The organism is Photobacterium sp. GB-1, from assembly GCF_003026165.1.
Lineage (GTDB): Bacteria > Pseudomonadota > Gammaproteobacteria > Enterobacterales > Vibrionaceae > Photobacterium.
Map to the genome: position 1 here is coordinate 145,773 of NZ_PYOB01000006.1, position 20,477 is coordinate 166,249.

General features: G+C 42.8%; 17 protein-coding genes and 16 tRNA genes. 6 read left to right on the forward strand and 27 right to left on the reverse strand.

What is annotated here, in order from left to right:
- Nucleotides 1–6: 6 nt before the first annotated feature.
- Complete coding sequence (locus C9J45_RS08955) at nt 7–615, reverse strand: TetR/AcrR family transcriptional regulator (RefSeq protein ID WP_107206577.1); 609 nt, start codon at nt 613–615, stop codon at nt 7–9.
- A gap of 224 nt (nt 616–839) precedes the next feature.
- On the opposite strand from C9J45_RS08955, the gene hpt reads away from it, so the two are divergent.
- Nucleotides 840–1,367: a hypoxanthine phosphoribosyltransferase gene (gene hpt, locus C9J45_RS08960; protein WP_107206578.1), complete on the forward strand. Its 528-nt coding sequence runs from the start codon at nt 840–842 to the stop codon at nt 1,365–1,367.
- A gap of 50 nt (nt 1,368–1,417) precedes the next feature.
- Here the strand turns inward: hpt and can are convergent, their stop codons facing one another.
- Nucleotides 1,418–2,107, reverse strand: a complete 690-nt coding sequence (can, locus tag C9J45_RS08965) for a carbonate dehydratase (protein WP_105060977.1) — start codon at nt 2,105–2,107, stop codon at nt 1,418–1,420.
- Nucleotides 2,108–2,224: 117 nt separating this feature from the next.
- Here can and C9J45_RS08970 point away from each other — a divergent pair, with 117 nt between their 5' ends.
- Entirely contained in the window at nt 2,225–3,157 is a 933-nt protein-coding gene (locus C9J45_RS08970) for an ABC transporter ATP-binding protein (RefSeq protein ID WP_107260193.1), read from the forward strand.
- The gene (locus tag C9J45_RS08975; protein WP_107206580.1) at nt 3,154–3,924 is read left to right on the forward strand and encodes an ABC transporter permease; all 771 of its coding nucleotides are present in this window, start codon (nt 3,154–3,156) and stop codon (nt 3,922–3,924) included. Before C9J45_RS08970 ends, C9J45_RS08975 begins: the two co-directional genes overlap by 4 nt.
- A 69-nt stretch (nt 3,925–3,993) precedes the next feature.
- Here C9J45_RS08975 and panC read toward each other — a convergent pair whose 3' ends face one another.
- The 7 genes from panC to sfsA all read right to left on the reverse strand — a co-directional run bounded on the left by panC (nt 3,994) and on the right by sfsA (nt 10,170).
- Nucleotides 3,994–4,881 carry a pantoate--beta-alanine ligase gene (panC, locus tag C9J45_RS08980; protein WP_107206581.1) on the reverse strand — a complete coding sequence of 296 codons (888 nt, stop codon included), beginning with the start codon at nt 4,879–4,881 and terminating at the stop codon, nt 3,994–3,996.
- Between the two features lie 10 nt (nt 4,882–4,891).
- Nucleotides 4,892–5,686, reverse strand: coding sequence for a 3-methyl-2-oxobutanoate hydroxymethyltransferase (gene panB / locus C9J45_RS08985; RefSeq protein ID WP_107206582.1), 795 nt, complete (start codon nt 5,684–5,686; stop codon nt 4,892–4,894).
- Nucleotides 5,687–5,711: 25 nt separating this feature from the next.
- Nucleotides 5,712–6,197, reverse strand: a complete 486-nt coding sequence (gene folK / locus C9J45_RS08990) for a 2-amino-4-hydroxy-6-hydroxymethyldihydropteridine diphosphokinase (protein WP_107206583.1) — start codon at nt 6,195–6,197, stop codon at nt 5,712–5,714.
- Complete coding sequence (pcnB, locus tag C9J45_RS08995) at nt 6,194–7,627, reverse strand: polynucleotide adenylyltransferase PcnB (RefSeq protein ID WP_255418453.1); 1,434 nt, start codon at nt 7,625–7,627, stop codon at nt 6,194–6,196. The genes folK and pcnB overlap by 4 nt, the downstream gene beginning before the upstream one ends.
- A gap of 54 nt (nt 7,628–7,681) precedes the next feature.
- Nucleotides 7,682–8,566, reverse strand: coding sequence for a tRNA glutamyl-Q(34) synthetase GluQRS (gene gluQRS / locus C9J45_RS09000; protein ID WP_107287284.1), 885 nt, complete (start codon nt 8,564–8,566; stop codon nt 7,682–7,684).
- A 311-nt stretch (nt 8,567–8,877) separates the two neighbouring features.
- A complete protein-coding gene (gene dksA / locus C9J45_RS09005; protein WP_006647288.1) occupies nt 8,878–9,327 on the reverse strand; it encodes an RNA polymerase-binding protein DksA in 450 nt (149 codons plus the stop codon).
- A 129-nt stretch (nt 9,328–9,456) separates the two neighbouring features.
- A complete protein-coding gene (gene sfsA / locus C9J45_RS09010) occupies nt 9,457–10,170 on the reverse strand; it encodes a DNA/RNA nuclease SfsA (protein ID WP_107206586.1) in 714 nt (237 codons plus the stop codon).
- 113 nt (nt 10,171–10,283) lie between these two features.
- On the opposite strand from sfsA, the gene hrpB reads away from it, so the two are divergent.
- Nucleotides 10,284–12,782, forward strand: coding sequence for an ATP-dependent helicase HrpB (gene hrpB / locus C9J45_RS09015; RefSeq protein ID WP_107292447.1), 2,499 nt, complete (start codon nt 10,284–10,286; stop codon nt 12,780–12,782).
- A 115-nt stretch (nt 12,783–12,897) separates the two neighbouring features.
- A complete protein-coding gene (gene mrcB / locus C9J45_RS09020) occupies nt 12,898–15,375 on the forward strand; it encodes a penicillin-binding protein 1B (protein ID WP_107206588.1) in 2,478 nt (825 codons plus the stop codon).
- A gap of 136 nt (nt 15,376–15,511) precedes the next feature.
- Here the strand turns inward: mrcB and C9J45_RS09025 are convergent.
- The 18 genes from C9J45_RS09025 to mutY form a co-directional block, all read right to left on the reverse strand.
- Nucleotides 15,512–15,587, reverse strand: a tRNA-Thr gene (locus C9J45_RS09025).
- Nucleotides 15,588–15,634: 47 nt separating this feature from the next.
- Nucleotides 15,635–15,710 (reverse strand) — tRNA-Phe (locus C9J45_RS09030).
- Between the two features lie 57 nt (nt 15,711–15,767).
- Nucleotides 15,768–15,843, reverse strand: a tRNA-Thr gene (locus C9J45_RS09035).
- A gap of 11 nt (nt 15,844–15,854) precedes the next feature.
- Nucleotides 15,855–15,930 (reverse strand) — tRNA-Asn (locus C9J45_RS09040).
- 43 nt (nt 15,931–15,973) lie between these two features.
- Nucleotides 15,974–16,049 (reverse strand) — tRNA-Phe (locus C9J45_RS09045).
- Nucleotides 16,050–16,104: 55 nt separating this feature from the next.
- Nucleotides 16,105–16,180: transfer RNA gene (locus tag C9J45_RS09050), tRNA-Thr, on the reverse strand.
- A gap of 50 nt (nt 16,181–16,230) precedes the next feature.
- A tRNA-Asn gene (locus C9J45_RS09055) sits at nt 16,231–16,306 on the reverse strand.
- A 42-nt stretch (nt 16,307–16,348) separates the two neighbouring features.
- A tRNA-Phe gene (locus C9J45_RS09060) sits at nt 16,349–16,424 on the reverse strand.
- A gap of 377 nt (nt 16,425–16,801) precedes the next feature.
- A tRNA-Asn gene (locus C9J45_RS09065) sits at nt 16,802–16,877 on the reverse strand.
- A gap of 43 nt (nt 16,878–16,920) precedes the next feature.
- Nucleotides 16,921–16,996 (reverse strand) — tRNA-Phe (locus tag C9J45_RS09070).
- A 55-nt stretch (nt 16,997–17,051) separates the two neighbouring features.
- Nucleotides 17,052–17,127, reverse strand: a tRNA-Thr gene (locus C9J45_RS09075).
- A gap of 11 nt (nt 17,128–17,138) precedes the next feature.
- A tRNA-Asn gene (locus C9J45_RS09080) sits at nt 17,139–17,214 on the reverse strand.
- Between the two features lie 43 nt (nt 17,215–17,257).
- Nucleotides 17,258–17,333: transfer RNA gene (locus C9J45_RS09085), tRNA-Phe, on the reverse strand.
- A gap of 55 nt (nt 17,334–17,388) precedes the next feature.
- A tRNA-Thr gene (locus tag C9J45_RS09090) sits at nt 17,389–17,464 on the reverse strand.
- A 50-nt stretch (nt 17,465–17,514) separates the two neighbouring features.
- A tRNA-Asn gene (locus tag C9J45_RS09095) sits at nt 17,515–17,590 on the reverse strand.
- 43 nt (nt 17,591–17,633) lie between these two features.
- A tRNA-Phe gene (locus C9J45_RS09100) sits at nt 17,634–17,709 on the reverse strand.
- A gap of 172 nt (nt 17,710–17,881) precedes the next feature.
- A complete protein-coding gene (locus tag C9J45_RS09105) occupies nt 17,882–18,154 on the reverse strand; it encodes an oxidative damage protection protein (RefSeq protein ID WP_006647282.1) in 273 nt (90 codons plus the stop codon).
- 129 nt (nt 18,155–18,283) lie between these two features.
- Nucleotides 18,284–19,348 (reverse strand): A/G-specific adenine glycosylase, encoded by a 1,065-nt coding sequence (gene mutY, locus C9J45_RS09110; RefSeq protein WP_107292448.1) that lies wholly within the window; start codon nt 19,346–19,348, stop codon nt 18,284–18,286.
- 287 nt (nt 19,349–19,635) lie between these two features.
- Here mutY and trmB point away from each other — a divergent pair, with 287 nt between their 5' ends.
- The gene (gene trmB, locus C9J45_RS09115) at nt 19,636–20,373 is read left to right on the forward strand and encodes a tRNA (guanosine(46)-N7)-methyltransferase TrmB (RefSeq protein WP_045153679.1); all 738 of its coding nucleotides are present in this window, start codon (nt 19,636–19,638) and stop codon (nt 20,371–20,373) included.
- The last annotated feature ends 104 nt before the right edge of the window (nt 20,374–20,477 follow it).

Genomic DNA, 20,477 nt, shown 5'->3' on the forward strand with positions numbered 1-20,477 from the left:
CTTGAATTAGCGATTTAAAGCTAATGCTTCAAGGTAGATTTCAGCTTGTTCTTGGAGTGCAGTTTGATCTGGCAGTAAATTAGCTTGGATATAAATTACGTAACAAATACCGTGTAATAATTTCGCTAAATCATCGGCTTTTTGTGCGGTAGTAATTTCACCATTATCGATAGCTTGGGCAAACGCATCACGTACTTTATGAAGGTTATTACGGTTGGTTTCAACAAATTGTGGCCATACTTCATCACGTACCGAAGTACTCCATTCAAACCATACTTTAATCCAATCTTGTTGCTCTAAAACTGTATCGATAAGATTGTGACTTATACAGGTTAAACGTGCATGCAGTGTCTTGTTTTTATCACCCAAACATTCTTCTAGTAATGCACTAAACTCGTTTTCAACTTCAATGAGTACTTGTTCAACCAGTGACTCACGGGTTGGAAAGTAATTAAACACAGTTGCAACAGAAACGTTTGCCATTTCAGCGATATCAGCATGCCCTGCACGACCGATACCTCTTCTGGCAAAAACTTCTAATGAGTAATCAAGAAGTTGTTGTCTTCTCTTTTCAGGTGAAAGACGAGTACGGGTTTTTTTTGTAATCGTATCCATAATTAATAATCCCTAGCCTAAGAATAAAAACTGTTTATGCATCTGCTTTAATAAAGCTAGGTTACATAATAAACAACTGTTCGGCAAATATAACTAATCTAAAGTGTTTCGGATTATTGACACTATTGATTAAATAACCATTATTTCTGAGGAGTGGTACAATGCGATTCCTTTGAAATAAGTAGCCTGTGATGGCTAGTGCAGTCGCACAAGTGGAGAAGAAAATGAAACATACAATTGAAGTAATGATTTCTGAGCAGGAAGTTCAAGAACGTGTTAAAGAGCTAGGCAAGCAAATTACTGAGTGTTACAAAGATTCAAAAGATCTAGTGATGGTAGGTTTATTGCGTGGTTCTTTTGTGTTCATGGCAGATCTTGCACGTGCGATTGACTTGCCTCATGAAGTCGATTTTATGACTGCATCAAGCTACGGTAATACGATGGAAAGTAGTCGTGATGTGCGGATTTTGAAAGATCTTGATGATGACATCAAAGGCAAAGATGTACTGCTGGTAGAAGATATTATCGATACCGGTAATACATTACATAAAGTGTACGAGATCTTATCGCTGCGTGAACCTAACTCGATTCGTATCTGTACCTTACTTGATAAGCCAGAGCGTCGTGAAGTGGACGTGAAAGTTGATTGGCACGGTTTTGTTATTCCTGATGAATTCGTTGTGGGTGTCGGTATCGACTACGCACAAAAATACCGTCATTTACCTTTCATTGGTAAAGTGGTTCCGGAATAAAAAAAAAGCGACCTGATGGTCGCTTTTTTTATCATGATCGATTCTAAAGCTTAGTTAGTTTTTTCAGTAATATGATCATTGATAGACTGTTCTAACGGTGGCAGCAGTGAAGACATTGCCGATTGGTAGCCGACTTCAAGCGTTTCACGACTGGTTGAGGTAACACCAAGATCTTTAAGTACGCCATTGCTTGTACTATAGATCCAACCATGAATCTTCACTTCTTGTCCGCGTTCCCATGCTTGCTGCAAAATGGTTGAGTTACCCAAGTTATAGACTTGCGAGGCTACGTTAATTTCAGATAATTTATCATCCCACTCTTGGCGAGGAAGGGCACCTAAATCAGTACGGTGCTTTAAGTAAAGGTCGCGAATATGCAGTAGCCAGTTATTGATTAAACCTAGCTGTGGGTTTTCAATGGCAGCGGTAACGCCACCACAGCCATAGTGACCACAGATAATAATATGTTTTACCTTCAGTACATCAACAGCATACTGAACCACGGATAAACAGTTAAGATCGGTGTGGATCACTTGGTTGGCTACATTTCGGTGGACGAATAATTCACCAGAGACAAGTCCCGTTAAACGTTCTGCGGGAACACGACTGTCTGAACAACCGATCCAAAGGTATTGTGGATGTTGTCCTTTTGCCAGTTCGGTAAAGTAGTCAGGATCTTCATTTTTAATGTTCTCTGACCAAGATAGGTTGTTTGCGAAGAGCTGCTTAATATCTGCCATGATGATACCTTATATTGATATGTTCCTTACTATACACAAGCTTCGCTAATAGCAAATCGGATTAGTGATAGATAATTAATAATTCCTTTTAATTTTGTAACAGAAAGATTGCAATTTATGAACGCTTTAGAAATAAAAAATGTAAGAAAAACTTACAAAGGCGGTGTGGAAGCTTTAAAGAATATGAGCTTAACCGTTGATGAAGGGGATTTTTTTGCGTTATTAGGGCCTAATGGTGCGGGAAAATCGACCACTATTGGCATCATTAGCTCACTGGTGAATAAGACCTCGGGCTCGGTAAAAATCTTTGGTTATGATTTAGACTCTGAAAAAGTCGATGCGAAAAACCAGCTAGGGTTAGTGCCACAAGAATTTAATTTCAATCCTTTTGAAACGGTTGAGCAAATCGTGATTAACCAAGCAGGTTATTACGGTGTAGAGCGATCGCTTGCTAAAGAGCGTGCTAAGAAATATTTATCACAGCTTGATTTATGGGGTAAGCGCAGTGAGCGTGCGCGTAATTTATCCGGTGGGATGAAGCGTCGATTAATGATCGCTCGTGCATTAATGCATGAACCTAAGTTGCTGATTTTAGATGAGCCAACCGCGGGTGTCGATATTGAATTACGCCGATCTATGTGGACGTTTTTACGTAAAATAAACCAAGAAGGGGTGACGATTATTCTTACCACTCACTACTTGGAAGAAGCCGAAATGCTGTGTCGTAATATCGGTATTATTAATCATGGTGAATTGATTGAGCATACCTCAATGAAACACTTATTGGGAAAGCTTGAATTAGAAACGTTTATTTTAGATATCAACCCGCAACAGACGCCACCAAACCTGATTGGCTTCAATAGCCTATTGGTTGATAGTGCGACGTTGGAAATTGAACTGAAAAAAGGCGAAAGTTTAAATCCTGTATTTAGTCAATTAACAGAGCAAGGGATTGAGGTTAAATCGATGCGCAATAAGAGTAACCGTTTAGAGGAATTGTTTGTCACTTTGGTACACCAAGCACAGAATAATAAAGGGGTTGAGGCGTGAAGAAACAATATTGGATCGCTTTTAAAAGCTTAATTGCCAAAGAAATCCATCGATTTACACGTATTTGGGTGCAAACGTTAGTCCCACCTGCCATTACCATGACCTTGTATTTCATTATTTTTGGTAACTTAATTGGTAGCCGAATAGGTGATATGGAAGGGTTTAGTTATATGGCCTATATCGTTCCAGGTTTGATCATGATGTCAGTGATCACTAATTCTTATTCTAATGTAGCGTCTTCTTTTTTTAGTGCTAAATTTCAGCACAACATTGAAGAGTTATTGGTTGCGCCAGTTCCTAACTACATCATTATTGCCGGTTATGTCGGTGGTGGTGTACTACGTGGTTTAGCCGTAGGGACATTAGTTACGATTGTATCATTGTTGTTTGTAAAGCTTCACATTGCACATATTGGTGTGATTGTAGCCACCGTGGTAATGACATCTATCGTGTTCTCATTAGGCGGTTTAATTAATGCGGTATTTGCCCGCACGTTTGATGATATCAGTATTATTCCAACGTTCGTGCTAACGCCGTTGACCTATCTTGGTGGGGTGTTTTACTCGATCAATCTACTGCCTGAATTTTGGCAAGGTGTATCGAAGATCAACCCAATCGTTTATATGGTGAATGCCTTCCGTTACGGCTTTCTTGGCGTCTCTGATGTGGGAATTGGTACATCGTTTGCTGTATTGAGTGTTTTTGTTATTGCGTTGTATAGCGTGGCATACTATCTAATATCACGCGGTATTGGATTACGTTCATAACGTGATATTTGAGATAAAAAAATACCGCTTAATGAGCGGTATTTTTTTATTAATCGTTATTACTAACGTTTATTCAGCGACATCTTCATCTGATGTTTGAGTCGGTCCCAAGTCAACAACTTGGTTATCAATCAGGCGGACTTTACCTAATTGAGATGACATCAAGATCACTGCTTGCTGAGTTCCTTCGGTTACAGGCAGTAAGGTGACTGCATCACGAATGAAACATTTATCAGGCTGTAAACCTGCCGCACGTAATTGATCATTGGCATCGATTACAAGCTCGTCATAGTCAGTGCGACCACCACGCATTTGGCTACTGACCCAACGCATAGTACGGGCAAGTACTGGCGCTCGTTGACGTTCATCAACGGTTAGTTTGCCATTGCGCGAGCTCATGGCTAAACCGTCCATTTCACGTACTGTAGGTACACCAACAATTTTGATATCAAGCTCAAGGTCGATAACCATTTGACGAATAAGTGCCAATTGTTGGAAGTCTTTTTCACCAAAGCAGGCTACATCTGGCTGAACAATATTAAAAAGTTTATTAACTATGGTTGCTACACCACGAAAATGACCAGGACGTAATTCGCCTTCTAAGATGCTAGATAGGACTGGCACTTCAACAAATGTTTGATTGTCTAAGCCGGCAGGGTACATCACCTCTGGCGTTGGTGTGAATACCACATCAACCATATTTTGTTGACTTAGTTTTGCAATATCTTGCTCTAACGTACGTGGGTACGTTTGTAGATCTTCTGCCTTATCAAACTGCATTGGATTAACAAAGATACTAGCAACAACAACATCGGCATGTTTACGTGCTTTACGCATTAGCGTTAAGTGGCCTTCATGCAAATTACCCATTGTTGGAACAAAAGCGATACGGCGACCCTCACGGCGCCAGGTACGAATTTGCTCTCTTAGTGGGGCAATCTCGGCGAATGTTTGCATCTTTTATTCCTTATTCAAAGGTATGTTGAGAGCCTGGAAATTCACCTGTCTCAACATCTTTAATATATTTAGTGACAGCCGCACGCATGTCGCCAGTTTCTGCGAGGAAGTTTTTCGAGAACTTCGGCATATAATTGGCAGAAATACCGAACATATCGTGCATAACTAGAATTTGACCATCGGTACTGTTACCTGCACCAATACCAATCACAGGGATCTCTACTGCTTTGGTAATGCGCTCAGCAAGGCTAGCTGGTACACATTCAAGAACAATGATCTGTGCGCCTGCATTTTTTAATAGGATAGCGTCTTTAACCATTTCATCGGCTTTGTCGAGATCACGGCCTTGTACTTTGTATCCACCAAAAATATTGACTGATTGTGGTGTTAAACCGAGGTGAGCACAAACAGGGACGGCACGTTCAGCTAGCATAGAAATGGTATCTGCTAACCATGCACCGCCTTCTAGTTTGACCATATTAGCGCCAGCACGCATTAGCTTTGCTGCATTTTCACAAGCTTGTTCTGGCGTTGCATAACTCATAAATGGCATATCAGCCATCAGTAATGCATTGGGGCTACCCGCACGAACACTACGCGTGTGGTAAGCGATTTCTTCTACAGTAACAGGAAGCGTATCTTCACGGCCTTGTAAAACCATGCCAAGAGAATCACCAACCAGTAATACTGGCATTTCCTGCTGCTCAAATAATTGAGCAAAACTTGCATCGTATGCAGTGACTGATGCGAACTTACGACCTTCTTGCTTCCATTTCATGAGATCGTTGATAGTAATTTTCTTCATAGCTTTTCCTCGCCCTGATAGATTTTTATTTTTGCCAGATAGCTAAGCCATTTAGGTCTACCTGATCCAATAGAGTGGATAAAGGGGTGTTGTCAGGTAGGGTTAACTTAGGGCTTATCTCAGCTAACGGGTAGAGTACAAATTCTCGTACTTTCATACCGTAATGTGGAACGGTTAAACGTTCGCAGTGGTGCATGAGATCACCGTATAACAGAATGTCGAGATCCAAGGTTCTTGGCCCCCAACGTTCATTTTTACGTACTCGACCATGTTCAAGTTCAATGGCTTGGGTTTGATCAAGTAATGCGAGCGGCGCTAAATCGGTATCGATTGCTACCACGGCATTGATATAATCGGGTTGGTTCTGCGGTCCCATCGGTGTACTGCTATATAGGGATGAGACAGCAATGACCGTCATATCGGGATGTGCGTGTAACGCATCAATGGCGCTATTAGCTTGGGCGATAGGATCGCCCAAGTTACTGCCTATTGCGATATAAGCTCGGATCATGATGATTTCGGCTGTGGCTTTTTACGGCGTTGCTGCGGACGGCGACGACGTGGGCGACGACTGCCACTTTCATTCAGGTTTAGCACCATTTTACCGCGTTGGTTGCGATCCACGTTTTGGAATTCACTCCACCATTGCGCTAACTCTTTAACATCATGACCTTCAAATAGGGCACGCATTTCTAAGAAGTCGTAAGCGGCACGGAATTTAGGATGTTCCATGGTTTTAAACGCACGCTTGCCACTGCGACGAGCAAAACGTAATTGCTGTTGCCAAATATCGCGAACTGTCGTGGTATGGCGGCGTGGGATCGCAATCGTACGAACTTGATCATCAAGAATATCGTTACTAGCCACCATAAAGGCGTCGTAGAACGATAAACCACTGGCAAAAGACACTTCTTCTGCTCGGATCATCATTGGATACCAGAGCATTGCCGCATAGATAAAGGCAGGGTTTACGCGTTTATCTTCTGCAATACGCTTATCGGTAGATGCCAAGATGTGCTCAATCATCTTCTCTGTTTGGCTGCTGTTATCTTCAGTAAAGTGCTCGGCCAAAATAGGGAAAAGTTGTTGGAACAGGTTGTATTCGCGTAGCATACGGTAGGTTTCTAAACCTTGCCCTGATTGCAGCAGTTTGAGGCTTTCTTCGAACAAACGTGCCGATGGAATATCTAGCATGAGTGGCGCAAGATCTTTGATCGGTGCTGCCGTTGCAGGATCTATTTCCATGTCTAGTTTCACCGCGAAACGTACTGCGCGTAGCATACGTACAGGATCTTCACGGTAACGGGTTTCAGGATCACCCATTAAGCGAACAATACGATTGTTAAGATCGTGAACACCGTTGGCGTAATCGGTCACCGTAAAATCTTTCACACTGTAATAAAGTGCGTTGATGGTGAAATCACGACGCTCTGCATCTTCTTCGATCGTGCCGTAGACGTTGTCACGAAGTAACATACCTTCTTGGCTACGCGACGAGATTTGCGGTTTTTGTTTGCTATCTTTTGGTGTCGTCGTTTGTACTGGCGCGTCGGAATGGTGTCCGCGGAATGTTGCCACTTCAATAATGTCACGACCAAATAGGATATGGGCAAGACGAAAACGACGACCAATTAAGCGACAGTTACGAAATAGCTTTTTAATGTCTTCTGGTGTTGCATTGGTTGCAATATCGAAGTCTTTAGGTTGTTTGTCTAGTAGTAAATCACGTACGCCGCCACCTACTAAGTAAGCGTCGTAACCGGCTTTGTTTAGACGATATAGTACTTTCAGCGCATTTTCGCTGATATCTTTACGTGAAATGCTGTGCTCTTGGCGTTGGTAAACTTGCAAAGTTTGTTCCTCTGGAACGCGAGTACTACTGTCGCGATTCAATACTTTACGGCAAAAGCTGGCTACTCGATTAAAGATAATACACCCCATTATGTGCATCTGGTTCAACAAACAGCCGTATATAATATATCACGGCAGACTATTTTAGAATGCTAGTGTGATAGCGGTGGTTTTTGGTAGCTTATCGAGCTGCCAATGTTCAACGCCCCACAATAAAATTTCTTCTACAGTTAGTTCAGCAAGTTCTGCTGGCGGCGCAAGGCCTAAAAATTGTAGCGCTGCAACTAAAGCCGGGCGAGGATTGTTTTTATCAATCGCTGGCGCATGGTTTTGTTTTGACAATTTATTGCCATTTTCCGTTACAGCGAGCGGTAAGTGTAAATAGCTTACAGGGGAATGACCAAGTTGTTGGTATAAGCCGATTTGACGTCCCGTAGGTTCAATTAAATCAGCACCACGAACAACTTCAGTGATCCCTTGTTCGATATCATCAAGCACAACCGCAAGATTATAAGCAAATAACCCGTCTCGACGTCGAATGATAAAATCCTCTCCCGCAACAGTCGTTGGTAGGGCGATTTGACCATGTAATTGATCATCGAAAAGAGTGATAGGTTTGTCCACTTTTAAACGAACAGCACTGTCTTTAGGCTGTTGATTGAGGTTACGACAGGTACCTGGGTAAAAACCGCCAGCTTCTTTGATTGCTTTACGACTACATTGACAATAATAAGCATCGCCTTGGGCTAACCATTGGTCGATTTGACTTTGGTATGCATCATGACGTTGGCTTTGATACATAATTCCACCGTCCCACGTAAAGCCATAAGCTTCAAGAGTACGAAGGATATCATCTGCAGCACCTGGCATTTCTCGTGGTGGGTCGAGATCTTCCATTCTGACAATCCAGCGCCCTTGGTGTGACTTGGCTTGCAAGTAGCTACCGAGTGCGGCTATCAATGATCCGAAATGAAGTGGCCCTGATGGTGATGGCGCAAAGCGTCCTATATATTGTGTCGTCTGTGTCATAAATTATGAACAATAAAGCAGCCTAGACCTGATTAGGTGACTAGGCTCGGCGTTAAAATATGTTGACCAGAGCTAGGGGATACTGCTGCAAGGCAACCCTCCAAACTGAATAAGATTCTTTACGCAGAACCTTATTCAGTTTGGTGCGAGCTAATCTTAAGCTCAATTGAGCGTGATTAGAGCGCAAGCAATGATCAACATGGATAAGTCGCGCTAATAATAGCGCGACACAAATTAAATCGCACGCTAGTGTAAACGAAAGAGGGAGCTTTCGCTCCCTCTAAAATTAGGCATTAACGCAGGCGACGTAATTAGCCAGCCATTTGCTTTTCTTTGATTTCTGCAAGTGTCTTACAGTCAATGCAAAGTTCTGCTGTTGGGCGAGCTTCTAAACGACGAATACCGATCTCGATACCGCAAGAGTCACAGAAGCCGAAATCATCTTCTTCAATGCGCTTTAGGGTTTTTTCGATTTTTTTAATCAGTTTACGTTCACGGTCACGGTTACGTAATTCAAGGCTGAATTCTTCTTCCTGAGCTGCACGATCGACAGGATCTGGGAAGTTAGCGGCCTCGTCTTGCATATGGTTTACTGTACGATCAACTTCTTCACGAAGCTGATTACGCCATGCTGAAAGAATCTTATGGAAGTGATCGCGTTGAGCTTCACCCATATACTCTTCACCAGCTTTTTCCTGGTAAGGTTCAACCCCAGCAATAGCCAGGATGCCTAGTGATTTTTTAACGTTGCTCTCTGGCATATAGCATCTCCTAATGTACCTAATAACCGTCACTGGTTAATTTTGGGCGGTATCTATAGCAGAAAGGGTTGGCTGTGGCAATTAATGTCTTTCTTCAATTCTATACCAATGTGAAGAAACCATCATTTTTCAGTTTGAATGACGAAATTCTATACAATTAGTCAGCTTGATTTGCTCTTTATTGAGCTCTGCTTTGTAGCAAAGAACCTCAACACCAGCCTTCACTGCTTGCGTTAATAGCTGAGCGTATATTGGATCAATATGATCAGCTACTGATACGTTATCAATTCCCGAATGTAATACTGCAAATAAAAGCACCGCTCTGTTGCCTTGATCGACCATCTCCATTAACTCTCTAAGGTGTTTTTGGCCTCGAGTGGTTACGGCATCAGGAAAATAACCTTGTCTATCTTTCCCTAATAAGGTGACGCTTTTTACTTCAATATAGCAGGGTGGTCGACTTTCTGACTCAAGTAATAAATCAATGCGACTATTTTCAGTGCCATATTTAACTTCAGCTCGCAGTGATGTGTAACCTGTTAGTTCATCAATTACGTCATTTTTAATGGCTTCTTCCACTAATCGATTGGCTTGAGCTGTGTTTACACAAATCCAATCATTACTCAGTGTTTGAGTGAGCTCCCAACTATTGGGGTATTTACGTTTTGGATTATCAGAGGTGGAATACCAAACGGTACTGCCAGGTTCGGCACAACCGGTCATGGCACCTGTATTAGCGCAATGGATAGTGCGAATGTCATTATTATCAAGTTCAATATCGGCTAAAAAACGCTTATAACGTTTGATCAGTTTGGCCGCTTGTAAAGGTTGCGCAAATTTCATAGTTCTCTCAGTGGCTGATTATTGTTTTTCGTTGTAGGTTACCTTTTCGCTACAATGGCAATTAAAGGCATGGCATTAGCCGATAAATTCGATCATGACATAAGGTACTCAGCTTGTCACAACTCCCAATAGTAGACGTATTACCCAATTTATTATCAGTACTGACATCTTCATCTCAACTGATTTTAAAAGCGCCACCGGGGGCAGGTAAGTCGACATTTCTACCGCTTTCATTATTACAACAAAATATGTTTACCGGACGTATCGTAATGTTAGAGCCAAGACGATTAGCTGCAAGAAATATTGCGGGATATTTAGCTCGTCAGTTAGGTGAGAAAGTTGGGGAAACGGTCGGCTTACGTGTACGAGGTGAAACCAAAGTCAGTGCAAAGACCAAGCTTGAGATTGTCACCGAGGGTGTGATGACACGGATGCTGCAACAGGATCCTGAGCTGACTGGCATTGATTTACTGATCTTCGATGAATTTCATGAGCGTTCTATTCACGCCGATACCGCATTAGCGTTAGCACTCGAAGTACAGCAAGCGCTTCGCGATGATTTAAAGATTCTGGTGATGTCAGCAACCTTATCTCAGCAAGCATTGATAGCGCTATTGCCTGAGGCAAGTTATATCGAATCACAAGGACGCTGCTTCCCTGTTGAATATCGCTACGCTGGGCAAACTGAACCTAGAGATCTTATTGAAAAAATGGCACAAGCAATATGCCAATTACTCAACACTGGATCAGGATCTATGCTGGTATTTTTACCGGGTGTCGGCGAAATTAAACGGTTAGAGCAAGCGTTACAGGATCGTGTCGACAATAAAACTATGATTTGTCCGCTCTATGGTCAATTGAGTATTGAACAGCAGCAACAAGCGATCAGTACGCCAATCAATGGGCAACGTAAAGTGGTGTTGGCGACGAATATTGCTGAAACCAGTTTAACCATTGAAGGTATTCGATTAGTGGTTGATAGCGGGTTAGAGCGTATCGCACAGTGGGATCCAAAATCAGGTATTAGCCGCTTACAGCAAGTACGTATTGCACAATCATCTGCAGAGCAACGAGCAGGACGAGCTGGACGTTTATCGGCGGGTATTTGTCTGCGAATGTACAGTGAAGAGCAACTAAAGCGTCAACCAGCAACCCCGCAGCCTGAAATTTTACGTAGCGATTTAACCTCATTGGCAATGGAATTAGTGCAGTGGGGTTGTCACGATCCCGCTGAATTACAATGGCTTGATATTCCTCCCGCAATCGCATTGCAACAATCTCGTGAATTATTGGTACAACTCGGCGCCATAGATACGCGAGGTCAACAAACTGAGCGAGGAAAACTGATCCAAGGTTTAGGTGCCGACCCTCGTCATGCCGCGATTCTAGCCTTTGCCCTTGAACGCTACCGAGCGCAACAGGATGAGACAATATTGTCGACAGCAGCCATGCTTGTGGCGTTATTAGAAGATCCGCCGCGAGGGATGGACAATCCGGATCTCGGTTTTCAATTACATTTATTGGAAAGTCAAAAGCTTGCTAAAGCAGGGCATTACTGCCAGCGGGCGAAACAAACCCGACAAAAACTTTATCAACACCTTGATGACAAACCTAAGAGCACGTCATTAATAGTGAATAACCTATGGTTAGGTGCATTGTTAGCAGCAGGTTTTCCTGATCGTATTGCGATGACACGTAACTATGATGGACGTTATCAGTTGGCAAACGGCCAAGGTGTGATACTCGATGTTGATCAAAATTTAGCATCTGAACATACCTTGGTGGTGGCGGATGTAGTGAAAACACGGCAAGGTGACAGTCGAGTATTTTCTGCTGTGTCTGCTGATTTAGCCCAATTACAACTGATGCACCCTCAGTTATTTACCAAGAAAGACTGGCTGGATTGGGATGATAAAAAAGGGCGCTTAAGTGCTGAGCATCGGATCTATTGTGGCAAACTCATCGTTAGTCGAGATATTGCTGCCGATCCTGATCCCGCGCTTACCAGTGAAGCGTTGGTTAATGCAATAAAACGCAAAGGGTTATCGGTATTAACGTGGACAGATAAAGCCTCTTCATTGCTGACACGTGCACGTTGTGCTGCTCGCTGGTTACCTGAACTTGAGCTTCCTGCATTAGATGAAACAGATTTACTTGAAGCGGCTGATCGTTGGTTACTGCCTTATATGAATGGGATCAAAACCATGAAAGGTGTCGCTAAGTTAGATGTAGTTAGCGCATTAGAAGCGTATTTAGGTTGGGATAAAAAGCAACAAGTCGATTTGCTACTGCCTACGCATTATCAAGTACCAACAGGGACGACGATAAAGATCCGATATCATGAGCAACAGCAACCCGTGCTTGCGGTGAAGTTACAAGAAATGTTTGGTGAAAAAGTGTCGCCTTGTATTGCTAATGGCAAAGTGGCATTGGTATTGGAATTATTGTCTCCCGCACAAAGGCCACTGCAAATTACCCAAGACTTAGCTGCTTTTTGGCAGGGCTCTTATAAGGAAGTACAAAAGGAAATGAAAGGTCGATACCCTAAACACCCATGGCCGGACGATCCTGCTAATCATGTACCTACACGTAAAACCAAAAAGTATATCTAGCAATAGACCTGTATATATAATCAGGTATAGTGTTCATTATTAGCCATAATCACGTTTTTAGGAGCAATGGTTGTTGCTCCTATTTTAAGATAGGAATGACCTTAGTTGATGCATTATGATTAAGTTGCCTCTTCATTTTCAGTCAAGAAAGCATGTTGCACCGCCCAAAGACAGTGGTGGAAAAAAGCCGACGACACCACGAAAGAAAACCCCAGTAAAACCTACAGCAAAAAAGCCCACTAAACGTACTCCTGCTGCGAGTGCGACTAAAAAGGCGCCGGCTAAAAGAACAGCCAAGAAAAAAACAAAAAAATCGGTTAAAACAGATCGTCCCTGGTTACGTAAACTGGGGTGGCTGAGCTTTAAAATCGGCTTAGTGGTTGTTGCCGCAATGCTGGTGATAGGGATTTACCTTGATACGATTGTACGTAATAAAATGGATGGTCAAATATGGGATTTACCGTCTGTTGTTTATGGTCGAGTATTAACACTTCGCCCAGATCAACATATCAGTATTATGGATGTGCGCCGTGAATTGGATTTATTGAAATACCACAAAGTGCACACGCCAACCCGTATTGGGGAATACTCTGCTTCATCAACTCGCATTGAATTGATCCGACGTCCGTTTGATTTTCCTGAAGGAGCTGAGAAAAAACAGCATGTGTTACTGACGTTTTCGGGCACTACGTTAACAAGTATTAAAGATCTCATCACCAAGCGTTCGTTAGGCTATTTCAACATTGAACCTAAAATGTTAGGCATGTTGGGCCTTTCAGGCAATGAGCAGCGTATTTTTATGAAGCGCGATGAGTTTCCACCACTCTTAATTGATGCATTGCTCGCAACAGAAGATAGAGATTTCTATCAGCATGATGGTGTATCACCATTGGCGATCATTCGTGCCATGTTCGTGAACTTACGTGCAGGTCGAACGGTACAAGGAGGCAGTACCTTAACTCAGCAGCTCGCGAAGAACTTATTTCTAAGTCGTGAACGTAGCCTATGGCGTAAAGTTCGTGAGGCCTATATTGCAGTTATTATTGATTATCGCTATAGCAAAGATCGGATATTAGAAGCTTACCTTAACGAGATCTATCTTGGTCAAAATGGCGGTAAAGAAGTTCATGGTTTCCCATTAGCAGCAAGATTGTATTTTGGTCGTCCATTAGAAGAGCTCACATCAGCACAGTTAGCCATGCTGGTGGGCATGGTGAAAGGGCCTTCTCAGTTTAACCCTTGGCGACATCCAGAGCGTACGCTAGAGCGTCGTGATTTAGTCCTTAGCTTATTGCTGAAAAATAACACCCTTACTGGAGCTGAATATGAAGCTGCGGCTTCAAGCCCATTAGGGGTACAAAAGACACCGAAGATCGCGAGTCGACAGCCTGCTTATTTCCAGCAGCTACAACGTGAATTAGAGCGTGATGTCGGTGATATTTACAAGTCAGGTAAAGGGCTACGTATCTTTAGTACCTTAGACCCATTATCACAGCAATCAGCAGAGCAAAGTGTTGCCGCAATGGTGCCAAAGCTGAATAAAAAAGCAGGGCTTAAAGTCGAAACAGCAATGGTGGTTGTTGATCGCCTAAGCGGAGAAGTACGTGCTATTGTCGGTGGTAGTCGCCCAGGTTATGCAGGCTTTAACCGTGCGTTAGATGCCAGTCGTCAAATAGGTTCATTAGCCAAGCCTGCGGTGTATTTAACGGCATTGAGTGAGCCTAATAAGTTCAATCTAGCAACCAGCTTGGATGATAAGTCGATTGTATTACGTGGTAGCAAAGGTACTACATGGCGTCCACGAAATTACGATCGTAAGTTTAGAGGGCAAGTACCACTTTATTATGCGTTAGCGAACTCATTGAATGTGCCTACCGTTAATCTGGGTTTAAAAGTTGGGCTGGGAAGTGTGATTAATACTATGAGCAAACTTGGTGTCGATCGCGATGAAATTCCTAAACTGCCATCAATTCTGCTAGGTTCATTTACCTTATCACCTTATGAGGTGGCACAAATGTTCCAGACCATCACAAGTGGTGGTCGCAGAGCAGATTTAACGGCATTGCGCGCGGTTGTTGATCAGAAAGGTAGGATTCTTTATCAAAACTACCCTAAAGCCTCTCAAGTGGTGCCAGAGCAGGCAGCATGGCTAACAACCTATGATATGAAGCGAGTCGTGAGTCAAGGTACCGCACGTTACTTACAGAGTAAATTTAGTGCCGCGAAATTGGCAGGTAAAACGGGGACCACGGATAAAAACCGTGATAGCTGGTTTGCAGGTGCTGATGGGCATGAAGTGGCGGTAGTATGGGTTGGACGTGATGACAATACGCCAGTGCGTTTAACGGGCTCTAGCGGTGCATTAAGAATTTATGCTGATTACTTAACCCGTCGTAAGCCAGCGCCATTAACGCTTCCATGGCCTAAGCAGATCACCACCATGAAGTATGATAAGCAAGCCAATGGCACATTAATACCAAACTGTAACGGAAGTGTCTCCTTGCCGGTTTGGGATAAAAATGGGCAATTAAAAGCGCAGTGTTCAAGCAATAAACCTGCCGCTTGGATCACTAATATGTTCACTGGTGGTTAACCGCGTGTATTCATCATTATAGGTAAAGCCTCGCTCATGTAGCGGGGCTTTTTTTGTCTCAAAGGGGGATGTGATTAGAAAGAGGAGATTTTCTCAAGACGAAAAAAAACCTCATCAAAGATGAGGCTTCAAAAGATGGTGCCGACTACCGGAGTCGAACTGGTGACCTACTGATTACAAGTCAGTTGCTCTACCTACTGAGCTAAGTCGGCACGTTTTGTTCTTTTTGTCATAACGTCAATAACGTTACTTTTTAATATGGTGCCTCGAGGCGGAATCGAACCACCGACACGAGGATTTTCAATCCTCTGCTCTACCGACTGAGCTATCGAGGCAGAAGTAGTGATGGTTAAGTCTCTACTTTTGCATTCTTACGTGAGTAAGAAAATAAATGGTGCCGACTACCGGAGTCGAACTGGTGACCTACTGATTACAAGTCAGTTGCTCTACCTACTGAGCTAAGTCGGCACACTTTATTTTGGCTCCTCTTGCTGGACTTGAACCAGCGACATACGGATTAACAGTCCGCCGTTCTACCAACTGAACTAAAGAGGAATTGTCTCTTTTATCTGACTTGACGTATCAAGCGAGATGAATATGGTGCCTCGAGGCGGAATCGAACCACCGACACGAGGATTTTCAATCCTCTGCTCTACCGACTGAGCTATCGAGGCAAACACAGCAATTACATTGCTATTTTTGCATTTCTTACGTGAGTAAGAGAATAAATGGTGCCGACTACCGTAGTCGAACTGGTGACCTACTGATTACAAGTCAGTTGCTCTACCTACTGAGCTAAGTCGGCACACTATATTCTTTTAATTTCCCCGCTCTGTTGAGCCAAGAAATAAATAGTGGCTCCTCCTGCTGGACTTGAACCAGCGACATACGGATTAACAGTCCGCCGTTCTACCGACTGAACTAAGGAGGAACAGATTGTGGTTGCTTTGCACCATACTTCGAAAGGGAAGCATGGTGCCTCGAGGCGGAATCGAACCACCGACACGAGGATTTTCAATCCTCTGCTCTACCGACTGAGCTATCGAGGCAACGGAGCGCATTAAAAAGGTTTTCGGTCTTTGCGTCAATGCTTTTTTTCTAAATAATTATCAACCTTGTCTTTTTTGTTCCGTTTGTTTGAAAAGTAAGCTTTTATTGGGGGCTGATACCTGTTTGAACATTAGTTTGTGAAGCAAGCAACAGAAATAATTAAAGATTATTTTGTGAAATATCGAAAGAAAAGGAGTCATTATTAAGTCTTTAACTGAAAAGATCGCATTGCTGGTAAGGCGATTAAAAAAGATCGTGGAGTAGTGATTTTGAGAGGAATTATTTTATCTAAAAATAGTATTGGAGAAGGGAGGATGAGAAAAGTTAACAAATTTAAGACGAAAAAAAACCTTGTCTTGCGACAAGGTTTCTTAACTGGCTCCTCCTGCTGGACTTGAACCAGCGACATACGGATTAACAGTCCGCCGTTCTACCAACTGAACTAAGGAGGAATTATCTTTTTTATCTTACCTGACGTATCAAGTGAGATGAATATGGTGCCTCGAGGCGGAATCGAACCACCGACACGAGGATTTTCAATCCTCTGCTCTACCGACTGAGCTATCGAGGCAAACACAGCAATTAAATTGCTATTTTTGCATTTCTTACGTGAGTAAGAGAATAAATGGTGCCGACTACCGGAGTCGAACTGGTGACCTACTGATTACAAGTCAGTTGCTCTACCTACTGAGCTAAGTCGGCACACTTTATTTTGGCTCCTCTTGCTGGACTTGAACCAGCGACATACGGATTAACAGTCCGCCGTTCTACCAACTGAACTAAAGAGGAATTGTCTCTTTTATCTGACTTGACGTATCAAGCGAGATGAATATGGTGCCTCGAGGCGGAATCGAACCACCGACACGAGGATTTTCAATCCTCTGCTCTACCGACTGAGCTATCGAGGCAAACACAGCAATTACATTGCTATTTTTGCATTTCTTACGTGAGTAAGAGAATAAATGGTGCCGACTACCGGAGTCGAACTGGTGACCTACTGATTACAAGTCAGTTGCTCTACCTACTGAGCTAAGTCGGCACACTATATTCTTTTAATTTCCCCGCTCTGTTGAGCCAAGAAATAAATAGTGGCTCCTCCTGCTGGACTTGAACCAGCGACATACGGATTAACAGTCCGCCGTTCTACCGACTGAACTAAGGAGGAACAGATTGTGGTTGCTTTGCACCATACTTCGAAAGGGAAGTAATGGTGCCTCGAGGCGGAATCGAACCACCGACACGAGGATTTTCAATCCTCTGCTCTACCGACTGAGCTATCGAGGCAACGGAGCGCTATTAAAAGGGTTTTCAGCCTTTTCGTCAACACTTTTTTTCATAAAAAAAGATAAACAGTGTCGTTTGTTGTCTTTTTGTTCGTTGTGGTGTGATTTTGATATTCATTATTGAGATTTCATCAAGTTAAGCAAATTAAGAGATGAAATCTCAATTATAAATTTTATTTTTCTGGCGGCGTGTAACCGTCGATAATCACATCTTGACCTTCGAACAAAAACTTCACCATTTCAGTTTCTAATAACTGGCGATGTTCAGGGTTCATCATGTTGAGCTTTTTTTCGTTGATCAGCATGGTTTGCTTACCTTGCCATTCAGCCCATGCTTGCTTAGAAATATTATCAAAAATACGTTGGCCTAGTTCACCTGGGTAAAGTTGAAAGTCTAAACCTTCAGCGTCTTGTTGTAGTCGAGTACAAAAAACAGTACGACTCATGAAATATTCCTTACTGTAACTCGCTGATATACAGGCTCAGCGAAAATGAGTGATTAGTTGATAGTTATACCAGAGTCAGTGACTGGCATCTAGCATCACTGAGCGGAAATAAAAGCGGTAAAAACCGTCTTATTTTTGATGGTTTAACGAGTATGCCAAACTGTCCAAAATTTTCTGTACTGGTGCTGCTAATCCGATTTTTGGTGGATTATTAAGATCATACCATTGACCTGAAGCTTCATTGATTTCTGTAGGTTGTGATTTAAGTTCGTATAAAATCGGCACGATATCAAGATGATAATGGCTAAACGTATGACGAAAAGCAGTTAATTGACTTTGCTGTTCGATAAGTGACAGTTGTTGACCTAATTGCTTGTCCAATAGCGACGTTAAATCAGCATTGTCATGTTGAGGGAAGCACCAAAGACCACCCCAAATGCCGACCTGTGGGCGTTGTTCTAACCAAACTTTATCGTCGCACTGTAAAATAGCGAACCATGTTTGTTTTTCAGGCAAGGTTTTTTTGGGTTTTTTACCCGGAAAATCGGTTTGTCGTAATTCTTTGAGTGCAATGCATTGTGTGCTTACGGGACATAATTCACATTTAGGTTTACTACGGGTACAAATCATTGCTCCCATATCCATCATGGCTTGGTTATAGCGCTCAACGCCCTTTTCGGGCGTATTTGTTTCTGCTATTTGCCATAACGTGTTTTCAACGGTTTTCTTACCAGGCCAGCCTTCAATCGCGTAACAACGGGCAAGCGTACGTTTCACATTGCCATCTAAAATAGGGTGATGTTGAGCGAGTGAGAGTGACAGAACAGCACCAGCCGTTGAACGACCAATGCCCGGTAATGCGTGGACTTGATCGATATCTGTTGGGAAAATGCCGTTATGTTCACTAACAATTAACTGCGCTGCTTTATGGAGGTTACGTGCGCGAGCGTAATAGCCGAGCCCTGTCCATAAGTGTAAGACTTCATCTTGCTCGGCAGCCGCTAAGTCTTGCACGGTAGGGAAGCGCTCCATAAAACGTTCAAAGTAGGGGATCACGGTTGCTACTTGGGTTTGTTGTAGCATGATCTCTGAAAGCCATACTTTATATGGGGTTTTGTTTTGTTGCCAAGGTAGAGTTTTGCGGCCGAATTTGTCATACCACGCTAAAATGGCATCGGAAAATGTCGTACTCAATGTTGTGCTCACTTTACAGTTTATAGCTACTTATCTTTTATACTGCGCAAAAGGATATGGCATTTGCCAATGAAGAATAGCTATCGAGTTATTTTTGCTACACAGTGAAAATTGGTGTCCGCTAGTGCAATCACTTATACTGCAAACAGAAGTGCAACGTTATTTATTGTCTATTATGGGCAAGATTGCACCATAAACTGGCCATTGTCGCAATTGATAGACTTGAATTGAGTCGATAACTTTGGATAATGCCGATCCGTTTCTTTTTTGTTTGGATAGTTATTAGCATGAGCGAAGTTTCAAAGAAGTCAGGTGAAGTGACCCTGACCGAATTTACCGAAGATGGCAAACTGGTTCGTAAGATCCGTAGCTTTGTCCGTCGTGAAGGCCGTTTAACTAAGGGCCAAGAACATGCGATGGAAAACAATTGGCCAACTATGGGTATTGATTTCGCCAAGCAAATGCTGGACTGGAAAGAAGTATATAACCGTGAAGCGCCAGTCGTGTTGGAAATTGGTTTTGGTATGGGGGCATCATTAGTTGAAATGGCTAAAAATGCCCCTGAGAAAAACTTTATTGGGATCGAAGTACATAGCCCAGGTGTGGGTGCGTGTCTAATGGGTGCGGAAGATGCGGGTTTAACTAACCTTCGTGTAATGTGTCACGATGGCGTTGAAGTGTTTGAATACATGATCCCTGATGGTAGTTTAGATACCGTACAGCTATTCTTCCCAGACCCATGGCATAAAGCACGTCACCATAAGCGTCGTATTGTTCAGCCTGAATTTGCTGAAATGCTGCGTAAAAAGCTTAAAATTGGCGGTATTTTCCACATGGCAACTGACTGGGAAAACTACGCTGAGCATATGGTTGAAGTGATGGATGCAGCGCCTGGTTACCGCAATACGGCAACAAACGGTGCTTATATTGATCGTCCAGAAGATCGCCCATTAACCAAATTCGAAGCTCGTGGTCACCGCTTAGGTCACGGGGTTTGGGATATGAAGTACGAGCGTACTGAATAATTTCTCTTTGGTATTATATGCTGAAGAAATAAGACATTATTGATTTAATGACGCTTGGTTAAATCAATGAAAAAGCCAACCTTGTGTTGGCTTTTTTTCCCCTT

Bases quoted from the DNA above. Each gene is read 5' to 3' on its own strand.
- mrcB (WP_107206588.1), top strand. From the start codon at position 12,898: ATGATTAAGTTGCCTCTTCATTTTCAGTCAAGAAAGCATGTTGCACCG.
- panC (WP_107206581.1), bottom strand. From the start codon at position 4,881: ATGCAAACATTCGCCGAGATTGCCCCACTAAGAGAGCAAATTCGTACC.
- gluQRS (WP_107287284.1), bottom strand. From the start codon at position 8,566: ATGACACAGACGACACAATATATAGGACGCTTTGCGCCATCACCATCA.
- sfsA (WP_107206586.1), bottom strand. From the start codon at position 10,170: ATGAAATTTGCGCAACCTTTACAAGCGGCCAAACTGATCAAACGTTAT.
- C9J45_RS08955 (WP_107206577.1), bottom strand. From the start codon at position 615: ATGGATACGATTACAAAAAAAACCCGTACTCGTCTTTCACCTGAAAAG.
- trmB (WP_045153679.1), top strand. From the start codon at position 19,636: ATGAGCGAAGTTTCAAAGAAGTCAGGTGAAGTGACCCTGACCGAATTT.
- C9J45_RS08970 (WP_107260193.1), top strand. From the start codon at position 2,225: ATGAACGCTTTAGAAATAAAAAATGTAAGAAAAACTTACAAAGGCGGT.
- panB (WP_107206582.1), bottom strand. From the start codon at position 5,686: ATGAAGAAAATTACTATCAACGATCTCATGAAATGGAAGCAAGAAGGT.
- hpt (WP_107206578.1), top strand. From the start codon at position 840: ATGAAACATACAATTGAAGTAATGATTTCTGAGCAGGAAGTTCAAGAA.
- can (WP_105060977.1), bottom strand. From the start codon at position 2,107: ATGGCAGATATTAAGCAGCTCTTCGCAAACAACCTATCTTGGTCAGAG.
- pcnB (WP_255418453.1), bottom strand. From the start codon at position 7,627: ATGGGGTGTATTATCTTTAATCGAGTAGCCAGCTTTTGCCGTAAAGTA.
- C9J45_RS09105 (WP_006647282.1), bottom strand. From the start codon at position 18,154: ATGAGTCGTACTGTTTTTTGTACTCGACTACAACAAGACGCTGAAGGT.
- folK (WP_107206583.1), bottom strand. From the start codon at position 6,197: ATGATCCGAGCTTATATCGCAATAGGCAGTAACTTGGGCGATCCTATC.
- dksA (WP_006647288.1), bottom strand. From the start codon at position 9,327: ATGCCAGAGAGCAACGTTAAAAAATCACTAGGCATCCTGGCTATTGCT.